The 17,136-nt window shown below is 36.7% G+C and carries 10 protein-coding genes; 9 read left to right on the top strand and 1 reads right to left on the bottom strand.

The window, feature by feature from the left end; translation table 11 throughout:
- Positions 1 to 810: 810 nt before the first annotated feature.
- From EGI31_RS19685 to EGI31_RS19675, 3 genes are all read left to right on the top strand, one after another.
- On the top strand, positions 811 to 1,614 hold the full coding sequence (locus EGI31_RS19685; protein ID WP_255038870.1) for a hypothetical protein: 804 nt from the start codon (positions 811 to 813) through the stop codon (positions 1,612 to 1,614).
- A gap of 141 nt (positions 1,615 to 1,755) precedes the next feature.
- Complete coding sequence (locus EGI31_RS19680) at positions 1,756 to 2,490, top strand: hypothetical protein (RefSeq protein WP_255038869.1); 735 nt, start codon at positions 1,756 to 1,758, stop codon at positions 2,488 to 2,490.
- 19 nt (positions 2,491 to 2,509) lie between these two features.
- Positions 2,510 to 3,772, top strand: a complete 1,263-nt coding sequence (locus EGI31_RS19675) for a hypothetical protein (protein ID WP_255038868.1) — start codon at positions 2,510 to 2,512, stop codon at positions 3,770 to 3,772.
- 68 nt (positions 3,773 to 3,840) lie between these two features.
- On the opposite strand, the gene EGI31_RS19670 is transcribed toward EGI31_RS19675, so the two are convergent.
- The gene (locus EGI31_RS19670) at positions 3,841 to 4,839 is read right to left on the bottom strand and encodes a trypsin-like serine peptidase (protein WP_255038867.1); all 999 of its coding nucleotides are present in this window, start codon (positions 4,837 to 4,839) and stop codon (positions 3,841 to 3,843) included.
- 1,285 nt (positions 4,840 to 6,124) lie between these two features.
- Here EGI31_RS19670 and EGI31_RS19665 point away from each other — a divergent pair.
- From EGI31_RS19665 to EGI31_RS19640, 6 genes are all read left to right on the top strand, one after another.
- Positions 6,125 to 6,574: a LexA family protein gene (locus EGI31_RS19665; RefSeq protein ID WP_255038866.1), complete on the top strand. Its 450-nt coding sequence runs from the start codon at positions 6,125 to 6,127 to the stop codon at positions 6,572 to 6,574.
- Position 6,575: 1 nt separating this feature from the next.
- A complete protein-coding gene (locus tag EGI31_RS19660) occupies positions 6,576 to 7,841 on the top strand; it encodes a Y-family DNA polymerase (protein WP_255038865.1) in 1,266 nt (421 codons plus the stop codon).
- Positions 7,842 to 8,777: 936 nt separating this feature from the next.
- Positions 8,778 to 11,486: a substrate-binding domain-containing protein gene (locus tag EGI31_RS19655; RefSeq protein ID WP_255038864.1), complete on the top strand. Its 2,709-nt coding sequence runs from the start codon at positions 8,778 to 8,780 to the stop codon at positions 11,484 to 11,486.
- Positions 11,487 to 11,683: 197 nt separating this feature from the next.
- Entirely contained in the window at positions 11,684 to 13,000 is a 1,317-nt protein-coding gene (locus EGI31_RS19650) for a sugar porter family MFS transporter (RefSeq protein WP_255038863.1), read from the top strand.
- A 9-nt stretch (positions 13,001 to 13,009) separates the two neighbouring features.
- Positions 13,010 to 13,921 carry a carbohydrate kinase family protein gene (locus EGI31_RS19645; protein WP_255038862.1) on the top strand — a complete coding sequence of 304 codons (912 nt, stop codon included), beginning with the start codon at positions 13,010 to 13,012 and terminating at the stop codon, positions 13,919 to 13,921.
- Positions 13,922 to 13,963: 42 nt separating this feature from the next.
- A complete protein-coding gene (locus EGI31_RS19640) occupies positions 13,964 to 17,107 on the top strand; it encodes a SusC/RagA family TonB-linked outer membrane protein (protein WP_310586233.1) in 3,144 nt (1,047 codons plus the stop codon).
- The last annotated feature ends 29 nt before the right edge of the window (positions 17,108 to 17,136 follow it).

The raw sequence follows: 17,136 nt of genomic DNA, 5'->3' as shown, positions 1-17,136 counted from the left end.
AACATAACATTTAGTAGTTGTTATTGAGTGTTAATTCTCATTTGGACAGTACTAAAAGATTTCCATTTTTTTGAAATTGTCATCTAAATCAGCTTCGAAATGGTTGTTTTCCCACTTTTTGACGAAATTCAAGTTTTCATAATCAATATCAATTCATTTTGCTTGTGGCATTAGATGAAATACTCAAAAATTTCATTTAACGAACTTTCAGTGAGTTGAATTCTGTACTATTATTTTCATTGGAACATATACAGGCAATTGTTTATTGATATTCATATTTGTGGCACCCCAAATATATTTGTAAGTCAAATAATGAGCTTTAGCATCAACTTTTCCCTACCAATTCCTTTTTAATTAGTATTCAATATCTTAAATTTCTCTTAGATTGCTTTAGTCCTATGCAGTTTGTCTGACAATTGGGGTGTGGGCAAGTTGTGTACCTGCAACATATCTCCTATTGAAGCATATTTAGAGATGCACGCAATTAGTATCTTCACTTGTTATTAATTTACATCAAGTTGGGAATCTAATCATACTCCAAACGGTTTTCCTTAACCCGAAGCTAATTCTTCACTTCGAGCCGGAATATCTTTTTACACAAGATTGTGTTCTGCTACTCGTAAAGTTTACTTAAGCGGCATCAAACAGGTAAAAATGCCTAGTGTCTGCGAAAGGTATTTTTAACATCAAACCGTGCATAAATGCCTGTTTGTTTTTTCAGGTATTTAAACGCTGATATCGGCCATGGGACTTCTTGAACTTTGTGGTATTATCAATTAAGAATTTCCAATTTTTCTAACTAATTAAATTATGGCACGTATTACAGGAGTTTCGGTACAAGAATGGATTGATTTCAATTCTCAAAGTTTTATGCCTGGAATGGTACTTCAGGTTGCAGATGGTCAAATAATGGCACCAGCCAACTCTGCTGGTATTGGTGGTTATGATGCTGCCGCATCTGCTGCTGCCACAAACGGTTCATCGCCAGGAAGTATTTTCGAGGGTATGCAAACCATCGCAAGATTGGCGAGAACACGTTCAGGCTATAATCCTTTGGACCCAGAAGGAATGGGCAACAAGCAACATTTTATACAATTCACTCAGAATATAGCATCTGCACCTATGTTGGATCTGCTAAAAGCGGATACCCAAGACGTTATTAATAACAGTCAGAATTCAGATTCTTTGATTAACTCTTTTGTAGATGCTTTCATTGGAATTTCTACTGAAAACGTAGGTGAGATTACGAAGGCAGTAAGTAATCTTGCCAAAGCGGCTCTTTCCTATTCCGACAAAATTGAAAAGTATTCCAATTTCGCTCAGAACCTTCTACAAGTAGACAGTTCAGGAAATGTTCAATTCCATTTATACGCCAGCACCTTTGGTATTCATACTACTGAGAGTAAGGGTACTGTTACATTCCATTCTGAATATTCAGTTTCAAGAGCTGTGTATCAACTTTCACCAGCTGCTTGGAATGCTTGTAAGGAGTATTTTAATCAGCAGCAAAATACTGACACAAATAGCTGGATTAACAGTATGACTACACCTGTCAAAGCAAATGGTGGAGCAAGGGCACTTTGTATTGAGCGTATGTTGAGACGTATGTCTTGATTCTGGCATCAGTAGATTGTTCACCTTGAGTAAATCTCATTTATTCAATCATTTTGTTTAGAGAAATATGAATGTCTTAACCGAAACTTGTCGTTTGTAACCTCAAGTTTCGGTTACATAATTTTTAAAGAAATTTATACCATGGATACTAATTCAAAAAATCTATTCTTCGTTCTAACCTGTTTGACTGGAACAGACAGAGAAAATATTATGGCTCAGGCAAGTAATTTGCAAGCCCCAGTTCCATCAAAAGGTACGGTGGAGTATTCTACATTTCTAGCGAATTTTCAGGCCAGTCCTGCAAATGTTTTATCAACCCTAGCTCAATTTTTACAAAATAGGGTGAATTGGGCAATAAGTTCCGATCTTAATTTTCAGACCTATTTGAACCAGTTCAATGGAGCTCCTTTTATTGTAGGTGTTTCTAGTGGTCCTATTCAAGGTAAAGACAGTGTTCACACCATTGTCGACCTTATCAATACTTGCTTCGTCACTGCCGGTGTACCCGTAGCAAATAGAACAGAAATAGCTGAACAGCTTCAACTTGAAGACTTGTTGGCTGGTGATTTTGAAGGATCGCCTATCACTTTGTCCTTTATTGTTCAAAACATGCAGTCTTCAGATGGCAACTTGGGCTTAGTTTGGAAAAAAACTACTTTATCCGTTAGTTATTACCCACCTGAAAAAAATGGCATTTTTGATAAGAAGGTAAAGCAGCTTCCAACATATACCGTTGTGGAGCAGGGTACCACAATTTCCTTAACAGCACAGTCAGCAAGTTATTTCAAGGCTAATTCCGAACAGTTTTTAGGTTTAGGTTTTACCAATGTAATTGATTGGATGGCCAATAATACCACGAAATTAACAAAAGCGTAAACCTTCTAACATTTTTAATATGGATACGATTGTTGTCAATCCACAACTTATTGGAGACTGGCGTAATGCCTTGGCAAAAGATGCGAGTGTAGCTGCTGAAGTTCAAAATAGTGGCGGTAGCGGAGTTTGGAATCAGGCTACCTTAAATGCTTTTGCGGCATCGCCTGCAACAGGCTGTGCTTCGATATTAGAGATAGCTCGGGTAAAATCAGGTTATAATCCATTGGATCCAGCACAAACTGCCAACCAGGGTGCATTATTGAATTGGATAAGCGAAGTCAAAACTTGTATATCTAATACTTTGTTTAGCCAGGAATACGGTGATAATGTAACTATTGGTGGTGCATCTGATTGGCCTACATACGTCCAACAAGCTATAAATACATATGTTGGAATAACGGATGCTGATAAGTCACGTCTTCAAATGAGTGTTCAAAACCTAGTCCAAGCTGCTTATTCAGCTCCAAACCAGCCGGAAGTCGTGATAATGGTGCAACATGCCATTCAAGCCAACACTGATGGTAGTGTTTCTATCTATTTTTATTTTACCTCTGCTGTGATTAAATATAGTGTCGGAAGTGGAAAACATGCAACCTCATCATTGGGTAGTATTTTTAATATTTATCGGGCAAAGCTGAACCTAAACATGACTGAATATCAAAGCATTTCAAATCAAGTAGCAAATACAAGAATTGAGTTGGTAAAAAACTGGTTAAACAATATGTCAGGCAGTAGTGCATATGTTCAAGGCTTAAACCAATTGAGTGTTCTTCATAGCATGAGTTGTTTTCAACCTGTGCCTAGCTTAGAAAACGCCCAAGCCATGGGCAACGGAGATGACTACTGGCGTAGCTTTTCTTGGGAGCAGTTGCCTTTAAATGCTCAAGAATTGTGGGGAGATTTTGGATGGAACAATAAAAATTGGGACGGAATACCGAGTGGTTTTCCATCAGCTTTTTATTTACCATGGAATCAATTGTTACCTGGTCAAGTAAATACAGCAAAGTTGTTGGGCTACGATGAACTACTATGGAATGGCCCTTCGGTGTCGGAAGCCACTTTACAAGCCAATATGATGGCCTACTGGAGGAAGTTTGAATGGTTAAGTATTCCTGTCAGATTACAGAATTTATGGGTGCAATTAGGATGGAGCAGTGCTTCTTGGAGTGGAACGGCACCTGAACCTCTTTCGGTAACTACAAATTGGAACAACTTGACTTTGGAACAACAGAGGACAGCCAGTTTATTGGGTTTTGCCTCTGGAAATTGGTCTGGTGGTTAACTAGTTGTAATGTTGTGTTTTATGGCAAATTGGTTCTAAGGATGAGAAAATCACCTAGAATGAGAAATTTATTTGTTTTCCAAAAAATCAATCATTGACAAAAATGTTCTGCCAAAACGTGGGGAATCCCAATAATGAAAATCTGGGCCATAATCGGAAAGACATGCATTCAAACCTATGGCGTAATACTGTTTAGGGTTATCAATTGCTGAAACTAAAACCGGGCCACCACTTGCTCCTTGGCTAAAGCGGTTACCCTTCATTCTAATGTGTGGCTCTCCACCGATGAAGTTTAGGAATAATAATTCAAAATTCGTAGCCCAAAGACCACCAGGCTCAAACTCCTTTCCAACTGGATACCCTATAGATTGAAAGTTATTATACTTGTTAATATCAAAATCACCTGCTATCCAACCTAATGAACCAGTCTTGTCTCGCAATTTTGGTAAACTCGGTTCGAGTGTTAAACAACCAAGGTCATAGCCATACCTTTTATCTAAACTCGATTCATACCATTTCCTTGCCACACCTAGACCATTTGCAACATAAACTTCTCCTGCTTCAAAATAATCTAATAACGGCCTATTTTCCATCTCGAAGAATGGAATAAAAATCACATGTTGGGCCCATTGCCTAGGAATCTTTAGGTCATGCTCAGAAAACAGACAATGGCCAGCGGTAAAAATGGCATTCTCATTGCTTGTTTGATAAACAAAAGCAGTACCTTCAAAAAGTGAATATTCGTCGTCTACAACAAGAGCAAACAATAGTTTACCTACCGCACTATATGGATAGTCGATTTGTGTTGATTTTGTCAGTTTAACAGGTATGTTTTCGGTTCCATATTTGAATACCGAGTTCGCAGAAATTGGAGCATTTGGGATGCTCCAGCCATCACGGCTTACAAATGGTCCTAAAAAGTTTGTTAAGTCCTCAAAGTCTTTTTTCACAACTGACGGCTCATCAATCTTGGTAACCTTGACAGGTTTGTTTTTTAAAATACAATCCCAAAACTTCAGAGTCTCAATAGGATCAATATCTTGCCAAATAATGTCATTGTTGTTCATTTTTATTAATAGAGTTGAGTCTTACAAGGTTTCTTAAATATCATAATTACAATTCTTAGCTGCCTTCTGAAATAACATCCAGCTATAATCATTTCTAAATAAAGTGAAAAATTTAGTTAAGCTACCATAAAACTCCAGTTTCTTTAAGAAGTTCCAATTATCTAAATATTCTCTTGAATGAAAAGCAAATCGTAATCAAGTTCTTAGGAAAAAATGTTGTGGTAGTGAAACATAAGAAAAATACATAATCAGTCTTCATTCAGGTTATAAGACCAAATTCTAGATGTGTATGAATCTTGATATCTATAAAAGAATTATTGTGTCTGATGCTGCAGAATAAGTAAGTTTTGTAAAGTAAAAGGTGCTTACAAACCAAAGTAGTATTGAGGATAAGAGTACACTGATTATTTACCAATAATCTTCCTAGTTGCGTAAGTTCACTGGCTAGAGTATCATCTTGTATGAAATATGCTCGATTAGGTTATTAGATAAAATAATCCTTACGAATAATAATTTTGGGTTTTCATTTTGGTAATGGTGGGTCTCATGTCAATGTTGGGTAGTATATATAGTAAGTTTTTCTTCTTTCTTCGTCGTCTGGATCCCTATTTTCTTTGCATTTTTTTAAGATTGCTATCTTCTGTTATAGTTTGTCCGACAAATAATAAGTGTTCACTTTATTTTAGGTGTGTTCACTTTTGCTAAAGGTGTGTTCACCTCGGTGAAATGACGTGTGTTCACCTATTTTTGCCATATGAACACACCCTGTGTGCGGGGTGTGTTCACAGGTGTGTTCATGGTGTGTAGGTTATTTTGAGGCGTATTTTGGGTGAACACACTAGGTGTGTGCACCAGTTTTTTTTAAATAGTATCCAGTGATTAGATTTCAACTTTCATAAATATAGATTATTTCTACATTTTAAATGTGTTTTCGAGCTTAAATTGGTGATATATTTATTTTTTGGCATTGTATTATTTTGATATTTCCAAGAGTTCCATGGTCCATGATACTTTTGTAAAAGTGCAGCAAAAAAAAGTTGAATAGGATAATAAAACAAGGTATAAAGAGTGCCCATGTCAATATCTAAATAAAATTTAGCAATTTAATTTCTCTTTCCAACTTCATAAAATTTAATTTAATCGTTTGTGGGTTTATACAAGAATTGAGAATTTTACAAAGATTGATATTGAATGCTCCAAATTGTAGCATTCTTGAAGATTTATGTATTTTGTTGATACTAGGTAGAAATTTTACAATCAAATTTGTGCTTCAAATACATAACAAATGACCGTTTTTAGAAACTTCAACTTACCCAAAATTCAGATATTTCCTGCTTCAATTGACATTGCCCTCAAACTTCCATTTGTGAAAGAAGGTATTTCGGCTGGTTTTCCATCGCCTGCCGATGACTTTATAGACACGGCCATCGATCTTAACCACGAACTTATTAAACACCCGAGCTCTACATTCTTTGGCAAAGTAAGAGGTAACTCAATGAAAGACCTAGGCATTCATGATGGTGACCTTTTAGTTATTGATAAAAGCCTTGAACCGGCAACTGGCAAAGTGGCAGTTTGTTATATTGATGGTGAATTCACTGTTAAAAGCCTAAAAATAGAAAAAGATAGCATTTGGCTTTTGCCTGCAAACGCAAGTTACAAACCTATTTTAGTAACCAAAGAAAATGATTTTATGATTTGGGGAATTGTGACGAATGTTATAAAGTCTTTTTGATATGTATGGTTTAGTAGATTGTAATAACTTCTACGCTTCATGCGAAAGAGTATTTAATCCAGCCCTCAACAACAAGCCCTTAGTCGTGCTTAGTAACAATGATGGTTGCGTTATAGCTCGAAGCAATGAAGCCAAGGCCATGGGTATTCCAATGGGTGCTCCAGCTTTCGAATTTGAGGAGCTATTCGTAAAACATGATGTAAAAGTATTCTCCGCCAATTTTGCCTTGTACGGTGATATGAGTAGCCGGGTGATGGACCTCTTGAAGGGCTATTGCCCAGAGATAGAAATTTACAGTATTGATGAGGCCTTTTTGGATTTTAAGTCCTTTACAAAAAACTACGATCTAAAGGCATATGGTGAAAAAATGGCCTACCACGTTAGAAAAGCCACAGGAATTCCAGTCAGTGTAGGTTTTGCTCCGACAAAAGCTCTAGCAAAGGTGGCTAATAGAATAGCAAAAAAGTACCCAGAGCAAACCAAAGGTGTTTTTGTGATGGATACCTTAGAAAAACGAATTAAAGCTCTAAAATGGCTTAAAATCGAGGATGTATGGGGTGTTGGCCGACAACATGCCAAAAGGTTAAACGCAATTGGGGTAGTCAACGCATACGATTTTACGGAATTAAACGACCAGTGGGTTAAGAAAAACATGGCAATAGTTGGTGTGCGGCTACAAAAAGAACTCAAAGGCATTGAAACCTTGGGTCTAGAGGAAAAAGCACCTAAAAAAAACATTGCAACCACAAGGTCTTTTGACCGAAGCTACACTAACATTAGTGACCTCCAAGAGCGTGTCAGTACTTTTGTAGTAATTTCTGCTGAAAAATTAAGGCGACAAAATAGCTGCTGTAATGCCGTCATGGTGTTTTTGAATACAAACTTTTTCAGAACTGACCAACCGCAGTATAACAAAAGCATCGTGGTTAGACTTCCTTATGCAACAAATTCAAGCATTGATATTACGAAGTATGCACTTCAAGGGCTTGAGATAATATTCAAACCAGGCTACCAGTATAAAAAGGCTGGCGTAATGCTATTGGATTTTTGTAATGAGAATGAAATACAGCATACGCTTTTTGAGGCTCCAAATCCACAGCATAAAATTTTAATGAGAACAGTTGACAAGCTTAATGCAGCCATAGGTCAACAGAAAGTGAAGTTGGCAATACAAGATAAGGATCGGGTGTGGAAGATGAAACAGGAGAAGCTTTCTAGAAGATTTACTACTAAACTGAATGAGGTGATTGAGGTTTGTTGTGAGTAAATATATACATATTTATTAATGCAACTGGCGGAACAATACTGGTTTTTTTACCTTGATTAATCTTTAGCCTTTAATCATTACAACTTTACAAAATATGTGTGCTAAATGTTAACTAAACTTCAAATAAAAAAAACCAAATGTTTATTATGTAAATAGTTACGCTTTTAAATTTTGGAGATGCAATTAGTTGTAAGATTTTACGGACTCCATATTTTTGCCTAGGTTTTTTTTGCATGGTGTCAGCACTGTAGGTATTTATAAATGGCTGAATTGTATTCAAGATGCTGGGATAAGCGGTTTTTTCTAAAAAGTGAACATCAAGAGCAATTTGGAATTCAATAACCTGAGCTAGAGTATGATCGTTGTAATCCTTTAAATTCGGCAAAATTTTATCGCTTTGTCGTCTTTAAATTCATAAAATAGCTCACTTTCACAATTCAAACTCTTTCAAAAAAGTATAAATGTCATTGACACCTTCGTATGTAATTCAATAAAACGGGTGTAACAAACCACGCTAGGATACAATTGAATCGATTTTTCTTTGATGACTAGCAAGTAGTAAAGCTTAAAACGACAAATGAGCCCTAGAGTGAAACCGAATCCTTATCGTAATAATTTCAGAATCCGTCAATTGAGAAGCTATATTCTAGCTTTCTTATAGTATTCTAAGGCTAATTTCATAGCTTCTAAGTTCCTTTTTGAAACTTCTGACAAAGAACATAATGTACGAAGTAAGCTTTATAAGTTTTATCATGGTGAACAAGAAGAAAAATTAGGGTTAAATAATAGATTGTCCAATACGAGTAAACAAAAATCTATCTTGAACAATTATTTTATTCCAATCAATATTACGAATTCATGTTAATGTAACATTTTTGATATTACTTGTTCGTTTTTTAATAATGCTTTCATCAAGTAATTGCATAATTTTGAAAGATGAAGGCTCCAGTTTTAAAAGTTTCATTCATTGCATTTATTTTGATTGCAATCACCTCGTGTTCTTATCAACAAGAACACAAGTACCGCATTGTATTTTTGCAATGCTGCCACGATGAATGGCGAGATGTGATGAATAGCGAAATGAAAAGAGAATTAGCTTTTCATCCAGATGTAAAGTTGGAAACCATTGAATCTTATAGCAATACCGAAAAGCAAATTGAACAATTAAAATCCTTAGCAAAGCAAAAAATTGATTTGTTAATTATTACACCCAATGAATCAAAGCCTCTAACTGCTGCAATCGAAGAAATTTATAAAGCCGGTATTCCTATTGTTTTTGTAGACCGAAAAACCGAATCTAGAAATTACACGGCCTTCATTGGTGCTGATAATTATGAAATAGGCAAGACTGCTGGTAAATTCCTTGCCAGTCAATTTAAAGATGGAGGTAATATCATCGAGGTACAATTAGAAATGACATCATCACCTGCAACTGAACGAAATCGGGGGTTTAAAGATGCGATTGCTGACACTCCAAATCTTAGAATAATAGAATCTCTCGAAACAAAAAATGGCATAGAGGACATCAAAACGAACATTCCACGTATCCTGAAGGAGCACCCTCAAACAAATATTATTTTTGCTCACACCGATTTTCTTGCCTTAACCGCATACAAAGCAATAGAAAGAGAGGGTAAATCTAAAAATCTATTCTTTGTTGGTATTGATGCTATTCCCGTAACAAAAGGTATGCAAGAAGTAAAAAATGGCACTCTGAATGCTACATTATTGTATCCAACTGGGGGGGCAGAGGCAATTCAAACGGCTATAAAAATTCTTAAAAAACAACCCTTTAAGAAAGAAAATACACTTTTGACCAATGTAATAACGTCAGATAATGTGGATATTATGCTCTCACAAATTCAGAAAATAAAAGAACAACAAGTCGAAATTGAGCGGGAAACTTTAAAAATTACAGAGTTAAATAAAACTTATTCTACTCAGCGAAACAGACTCTATTTTATTAGTGCTCTGCTTACTATTGTGGTGATTTTGGGAGCCATTTTATATTTTCTTTTGCAGGAAAAACAACATTCTAATAGGATTTTGGAGGAACAAAATTTAGCAATTCTTGAACAAAAAAATGAAATAGAAAAAGTATCGCAATTAGCTCGAAAAGCCACTGAAGACAAAATGCGATTTTACTCGTACATTTCTCATGAATTCAAAACGCCATTGAGCCTTATTCTTACTCCCACTGAAGACTTACTTCAACGAAAAAATACAGATATAAAAGAAACCCGAGGCACGCTACAACTGATCTACAAAAATGCCAATCGCCTTTTGCGGCTTGTTAATCAACTTTTAGAAATGCGAAAGTTGGATGCAGGAAAAATGGAATTAGAACTAAGTCAAAATGATTTAGTTGCTTTTATCAAAGATATTGTTGGAGATTTTGGCGTTAAAGCCAAACAAAAGCACATTGACCTTCAATTTATCAGTCCATTTAAGGAGTTATCTTTTGCTTTTGATGCTGAAAAATTAGACAAAGTTTTGTTCAATATCATTTCAAATGCCTTTAAATATACCCCTGACTGGGGCTTGATTCATGTTTCGATTTTAAAGAATACTGATAAAATCGAAATCAATATTGCCGATAATGGCATCGGTATGAACGCAGAAGAAAAAGCACACGCTTTTGATTTGTTTTATAGAGGAAATAAAAACATTTCATTGGGAACGGGTTTGGGTTTGGCACTTTCACAAGAATTTGTAACGCTGCATGGTGGAGAAATCTCAATAAACTCTGAAAAAGACAAAGGCACAACTTTCAAGATTATCTTGCCAATAATTGAAACGAAGCACGTTTTGGAAGAAAAATCTGCTATGATTTCTTCTAAAATAATTCGTGAATTTGAAGATAACGAAGCAAATTTAATTAAAAACAACGCCAAACATACCTTTGAAAATACCATCATTCTTATCGAAGATAACCGAGATTTGAACTTGTTTTTAAATCAAAAATTAGAAAAACAATATAATGTTGTTGCCACAGAAAATGCCGAACATGGCTGGCAAGAAATTCTGTCGTATATTCCTGACGTTATTATCTGTGATGTGATGCTTCCGGGAATGGACGGTTTTACTTTAACCCAAAAAGTAAAGTCTGATTTCAGAACATCGCATATTCCAGTGATACTATTGACCGCTAAAAGTCAAATCGAAAGTCAGATTGAAGGTACAAAAGCAGGTGCGGATGATTATATTTTGAAGCCCTTTAACCAACAGTTGTTGGAAGAAAAACTAAAAGGTTTGGTAGAAAATCGTGATAGAATGAGGCGAAGATTCTCGAATGAAGTCATTAATCCCAATCAATTGCAAAAAGGAGAACGCAGATTTTTATTAGAATTTGAAGCTTTAATTGACAAAAACATCAAAGATAGTACGCTTTCGGTTGAGAAATTAAGTCACGAAATGGGAATGTCGAGGGTGCAACTATTTAGAAAAATATCTGCATTGACCAACAAAAATGTAGCGGATTATATTGCAGAATACAAACTCCAAAAAGCAAAGATTTTATTGAAAGAACAAGAAAAAAATATTGCCGAAATAGCTTACGAATTGGGTTTCAGTACTCCAAGTTATTTCACGACTTTCTTCAAACAAAAAACCAATCAAACGCCTACTGAATGGCGAAATGGTTAATTGTAACAATAGTGATATTTCGTGTTACAATTATAGTATCTAAAATTTAAAATATAAGTAAAAATAATACTATTTTATTGATTATCAATAACTTATAAAAATGTATCAAAATCATAAGTATTTGAATGAATACTAAAATCCACCCTTAAAGTTTAGTTGTAATTTTGGTTCATCAAAAAAAACTCAACAAGTTTGAAATGAATCAAAATCTAAAAATATTCTTCTGGTCACTTTCTGCCGCACTCGGCGGTTTTCTATTTGGCTTCGATACTGCCGTTATTTCGGGCGTAGAACAAACGCTTCAAAAACTCTGGAATCTCAATTCCTTCGAGCATGGCGTAACGGTTTCTATTGCCTTAATCGGTACAGTTGTTGGTTCAGTAATTGGAGGTATTCCTGCCGAAAAATTAGGCAGAAAAAAATCACTTCTTATTATTGCATTACTTTATTTGGTTTCTTCACTTGGCACAGCCTACGCCGTTGATTGGTCAGTTTTCTTGGTTTTTAGATTTATGGGTGGGCTTGGCGTTGGCGTTTCTTCGGTGGTTGCTCCTTTATATATTTCCGAAATCGCTCCTGCTCACAAGCGTGGTCGTTTAGTAGCCATGTTTCAGTTCAATATCGTTTTTGGTATTTTGATGGCATACCTTTCTAACTATTTATTGTCTGGAATTGGTGAAAACGAATGGCGTTGGATGTTGGGCGTGCAGGCTTTTCCTTCAATTATATTTACTATTACGGTTTTATTAATTCCAGAAAGCCCTCGTTGGTTGATTCTGAAAAGGGGTGATATTTCAACTGCTCGTAAAATTCTACTTACGATTGACGAAAATTCTGCCGAACAAATCATTTCTTCGATTAAACAAAATACTTCAAAAGTACAGATTTCATTATTCCAAAAGGGTTACAGTAAACCTATTATATTGGCGGTTTTATTTGCAGTCTTCAATCAAGTTTCGGGAATTAACGCCATTATTTATTTCGCCCCACGTATTTTTGAAATGGCAGGAATAGGCAAAGATTCGGCTTTGCTTTCATCAGCAGGGATTGGACTAATCAACCTCGTTTCTACACTTTTAGGCATATCATTGATTGATAAATTTGGCCGTAGAGCTTTAATGATTGCAGGTTCGTGCGGACTTATTCTTACACTGTTTTTGGTTGCCCAAGCATTTTTTACCCAACGAATGGGCATGAATGTTCCTTTCTATTTGTTTGCCTACATTGCTTTTTTTGCCTTTTCACAAGGTGCCGTTATTTGGGTTTTTATCTCCGAAATTTTCCCTAACGAAGTTCGTGCTAACGGTCAAGCCTTGGGCAGTTTCACGCACTGGTTGATGGCGAGTATCATCACTTTTACTTTTCCTTATATCGCCGAAACCTTCGGTGGCGGAATCGTCTTTGCTTTTTTTGCTCTTATGATGGTTTTGCAATTGCTTTTTGCATGGAAAATCATGCCCGAAACCAAAGGGAAATCATTGGAAAACATGGATTCAGTTGTTTTAGTTCATTAAAAAAGAATCATGGAAAACAATCAAAAATACATCGTTTGTTTCGGCGAAATGCTTTGGGATATGTTGCCCACAGGAAAAATGCCTGGCGGAGCCCCAATGAATGTAGCTATTCACTTAAAAAACTTTGGCAATAACGCTACTGTCATAAGTAGGGTTGGCACCGACGATTTAGGTACTGAACTGATAGATTTTGTTGAAGAAAATGGTCTAAATACGCAATTTATCCAACATGGACAAACGCACTTAACAGGGGTGGTGAAAGTGAACATGGATGATAAAAATAACGTAAGCTACAAAATCGTAAAGCCCGTTGCGTGGGATTATATTTTGTTAGAAACAGAGACACTGGAAGCAGTAAAAAAATCAGATTGCTTTGTCTTTGGAAGCCTTTCAGCAAGGTCGGAACAGACTTTTGAAACCCTCAAGAAACTTTTGGCGGTTGCTTCATTTAAGGTGTTGGACATTAATTTACGTCCGCCTTATTATGACAAAGAAACGATTGAGTTTTTATTGAATAATACTGATTTACTGAAACTCAATCATTTAGAACTTGCCGAAGTTTCTGCGTGGTTTTTCCCATCGGGAACGATTCAAGAAAACCTAAGTCGTTTGTCAGAAAAGTTTAAAATTAAAACAATTTGTGTAACACTCGGCGAAGATGGAGCTTTGCTTTTGCACAACAATGAGTTTTTCAAAAGTGCAGGCTTTGAAGTGGAAGTTGTGGATACTATCGGTAGTGGCGATTCATTTTTAGCATCCTTTATTTCTAATTTCCTAAAAAACAATCCTGTCCAAAACGCCCTAATCGAGGCTTGTGCCATGGGGGCTTTGGTAGCTACTTATCATGGGGCATCACCCCTTATTTCGAAAGAAGAGATTCAGCTTCTAATTTCTAAGAAACTCAAATTGAGCGATTTATAGTATAATTCCTTTTTAACTTATGTTTAATTAAAACCTTTCAAAATGATGAAAAAAACTTTATTATCTTTCATTGCAATGTTGTTGTCGTTGCAATTGGCTATTGCCCAGAGGACTATTTCTGGTGTGGTAAAGGGGGGCGACACCAATGATTATTTAATAGGTGCAAGTGTAACTCTCAAAGGAACCACCAAGGGTACCACTACCGACGTAAACGGTAAATTTTTATTAGAGGTGCCCAAAGATGCCGGTACTTTAACTGTGTCATTTATTGGCTACCAATCTAAAGATGTAGTACTAACTGCTGTCCAAAATAACCTCCAAATAGTACTTTCTGCTGGTGAAGCATTGAGTGAATTGGTAGTGGTGGGTTATACAACTCAAAAAAAGACCGACTTGACTGGTTCAGTTGCTGTGGTAGATTTAAAACCCGTTAAAAATAATAGCTCGGGAAACCCTATGCAATCACTTCAAGGAAGGGTTTCAGGGCTATACATCGAAAAAGACGGTTCACCAAACGGATCAAACGGCCGGATTTTAATTCGTGGAGCCAATACACTCGGAAACAACGACCCACTTTATATTATTGATGGAATTCCTACTACTCGTCCAGAAGTATTCCAAAACATGAACCCCGCCAATATTGCGTCTGTTCAGGTTTTAAAAGACGCATCAGCAGAGTCTATTTATGGTGCAAGAGCCTCTAATGGCGTCATAATAGTAACTACCAAAAACGGTGGAGATACCAACGGAAAGGTAGAGTTTCAGTTCAATAGCAGTGTTTCTGCCCAGTCAGAAAAATCTATGCGTTTTAATATGTTAAATTCGGTAGATAGAGGTAAAGCTCTTTGGCAGGCTTCTGTAAACGACGGTCAAGACCCAGCGGCTGGGTATGGAGAAATATACAATTTTGATTGGAATAAAAACTTCACAAACCCAATTTTGAACAGTGTAAGTGCTAAGCCATTTGTGGGTGGAGATGCTAATACACCTGTTGGCGACACCGATTGGCAAAGTGTAATGTTCAAAACTGGCATAGTTGTTAAAAATGACCTAACAGCCTCATACGGAAACAAACATTCTTCTTTAGAAATAAACTTGGGCCATTTGAAAAACACTGGCATGTTAAAATTCACTGGCTATGAGCGACTGAGTGGAAGCATTAATGCCCTTACACGTGCTTTTAACGATAAAGCTCGTTTTGGTGTAAACCTTCGAATAGCCAATTCTAATGAAACACTTACGGCAAGAGACTTAGGTGGTGCCTCTACAACCTTTTTGGCTGTATCCTTGGCTCCAACTATTCCGGTATACCAGAAAGACGGAAGTACTTATGCCGGAGCTTCGGGCGGTGGATATTCGGATAGAAACAATCCTCTTCACATGCAGGACATAGCCAAATGGAACAATGCCAACAGACAAAGTACTTTCGGTAATGTTTTCTTAGAAATTCAGCCAATTAAAAACTTGTTTTTCAAGTCAAATTTAGGAGCTGACGATGCTCGGTTCTTAAATAAGGTAATCACGCCTACTTTTTCTGAAGGTGCTTTTAACCGTACCACCAATAGTCTTACTTTTGACCAAAATCATTATTTAAGTACTACTTGGTCGAATACGGTCCGTTATAACTGGAACCTGAACGAAACAAACAATTTCAACTTTTTGGTCGGAACAGAATACATCAACACAAATGTAGATTTCCAAACAACCAAAAAAGAAGGATTTGCCCTTCAATCTGAAGACTATTTCACTTTAAATGCTGGTACTGGTAATACCACAGTTTCGGGTAGCTCAACAGGACATAGATTACTCTCTCAATTTGGCCGTGTTGATTATAACCATTCCGATAAATATCTCCTTGCCATAACCGTCCGCCGTGATGGATCTTCAAGATTCGGTGCGGACAACAGATATGGTATTTTCCCGGCTGCCTCAGCTGGTTGGAGAATTGACAAAGAGCGATTCATGGAAAATAGTAAAGTATTTAGTGAGTTAAAAGCACGAATCGGTGTGGGTCGTGTTGGAAATCAACAAATCGGTGACTTAGCTCGTTTTGGTCTTTTCGATACAAGATATGGAACTACTCAGGCTCAGTTAGTAGGTGGTTTTTGGGAACAATACATGAACATCGGCACCGCCTATTCCCTCAGTGGAGCCAATACGGGTACTTTGCCGTCAGGCTTTGTTCAAACGCAAGCCGCCAACTCAGCACTTAAATGGGAAACTACTGATGAGATCAATGTTGGTCTTGATTTCGGCTTGATGGAAGATAAATTCTTCGGTTCATTTGACTATTTCTCAAGAAAAACATCAGGTATATTAATTACGCCACCAGTGGCAGCCACGCTTGGCGAAGGCCAAACAAAAGCCGTAAATGGTGCTGCAAAGTCGAATAAAGGTTGGGAGTTTGTTTTGGGATATAAAGGCAACACAAATAACAACTTAAAATATAATGTTGTGGCCAATTTGACTCATTTTAGAGATAAAATAACAGAGCTACCTGAAAACGTACGTCCAGCTTATGCAGGAAACCTAGTCAACACTATCATTGGACACTCTCAATTTGATATTTTCGGTTATAAAACAGACGGGCTCTTCCAGTCTCAAGCCGAAGTTGATGCAGCCGCTGACCAAGTAGGTGCAGGTCCAGGTAGAATAAAATATGTAGATATCAATAACGATGGCAGAATAGATGACCTCGATAGAACTTGGATAGGAACTACGCTTCCGTCATTGGAATACGGATTGAGAGTTGATTTGGCCTACAAAAAATTTGATTTGTCTGTCTTTGGTTCTGGTGTTGCTGGGAGAGAAGGATTTGATGTCTATACAGTGTTCAACAACCTCATGAGAAGTAGAGAAAATGTAGGACCCGGCGTGTTCAATGCATGGACCCCTCAGAATACTGATACCAGAGTACCTGCCTTGACACTAAAAGATAACAATGGCGAGGGTCGTACTTCCGATTATTTCATAGTAAATACCTCTTATTTCAAAATGAGAAACATTCAGCTGGGTTATAATTTGAACCCTAAAAAGGTATTTTCAAGTGTTCGTATTTTTGGTATGGCTGAAAATATTTTCTGGATAAAAAGCAAAAGCTATTTAAGCCCAGATCCAGAACGTATTGATCTTGACCCAATTCCAATTCCAAAAACTTACACGTTTGGTGTTAATGCGTTCTTTTGATAAACAAGTGAATTTGAAATAAATTTAAA

The organism is Lacihabitans soyangensis (genome assembly GCF_024343775.1).
Classification (GTDB): domain Bacteria; phylum Bacteroidota; class Bacteroidia; order Cytophagales; family Spirosomataceae; genus Leadbetterella; species Leadbetterella soyangensis.
This window is presented reverse-complemented; position numbering and strand designations above follow the sequence as displayed.

Bases quoted from the DNA above. Each gene is read 5' to 3' on its own strand.
- EGI31_RS19685 (WP_255038870.1), top strand. From the start codon at position 811: ATGGCACGTATTACAGGAGTTTCGGTACAAGAATGGATTGATTTCAAT.
- EGI31_RS19680 (WP_255038869.1), top strand. From the start codon at position 1,756: ATGGATACTAATTCAAAAAATCTATTCTTCGTTCTAACCTGTTTGACT.
- EGI31_RS19675 (WP_255038868.1), top strand. From the start codon at position 2,510: ATGGATACGATTGTTGTCAATCCACAACTTATTGGAGACTGGCGTAAT.
- EGI31_RS19670 (WP_255038867.1), bottom strand. From the start codon at position 4,839: ATGAACAACAATGACATTATTTGGCAAGATATTGATCCTATTGAGACT.
- EGI31_RS19665 (WP_255038866.1), top strand. From the start codon at position 6,125: ATGACCGTTTTTAGAAACTTCAACTTACCCAAAATTCAGATATTTCCT.
- EGI31_RS19660 (WP_255038865.1), top strand. From the start codon at position 6,576: ATGTATGGTTTAGTAGATTGTAATAACTTCTACGCTTCATGCGAAAGA.
- EGI31_RS19655 (WP_255038864.1), top strand. From the start codon at position 8,778: ATGAAGGCTCCAGTTTTAAAAGTTTCATTCATTGCATTTATTTTGATT.
- EGI31_RS19650 (WP_255038863.1), top strand. From the start codon at position 11,684: ATGAATCAAAATCTAAAAATATTCTTCTGGTCACTTTCTGCCGCACTC.
- EGI31_RS19645 (WP_255038862.1), top strand. From the start codon at position 13,010: ATGGAAAACAATCAAAAATACATCGTTTGTTTCGGCGAAATGCTTTGG.
- EGI31_RS19640 (WP_310586233.1), top strand. From the start codon at position 13,964: ATGATGAAAAAAACTTTATTATCTTTCATTGCAATGTTGTTGTCGTTG.